Annotated in this window: 1 protein-coding gene; it reads right to left on the bottom strand. The window is 67.3% G+C overall.

Annotated features, from left to right (window positions below):
- A partial coding sequence (locus tag CH341_RS32345) for an ArsR/SmtB family transcription factor (RefSeq protein WP_111423759.1) occupies nt 1–281 on the bottom strand: 281 nt, incomplete at both ends.

The following is a 281-nucleotide window of genomic DNA, read 5'->3' as shown; positions in this document are numbered from 1 at the left end:
GCGGCACGTGGAAAGGGCGGCGATCGCGGGATCGCACACCTCCGGATTTCCCTGACAGCAATCGCGCATGAGGAACGCGACAAGGCCGGAAAGCGTGGTCAGCGCCGCGCTGTAGACAATCGAGCGCCCCTTGCGACGGGATGTGACGAGGCCCGCTTGTTCGAGGTGGCTGAGATGGAAGGACATACGAGACGACGAGGCCCCGCCCATCGCTTCGCCGATCGCCCCGGCGGCCATTCCTGAAGGGCCCGCCGCAACCAGCCGCCGGACGATGCGAAGCC

Source organism: Rhodoplanes roseus (assembly GCF_003258865.1).
GTDB lineage: Bacteria > Pseudomonadota > Alphaproteobacteria > Rhizobiales > Xanthobacteraceae > Rhodoplanes > Rhodoplanes roseus.
The sequence above is the reverse complement of the archived record's forward strand: the minus strand, read 5'-3'. Positions and strand labels throughout refer to the sequence as shown.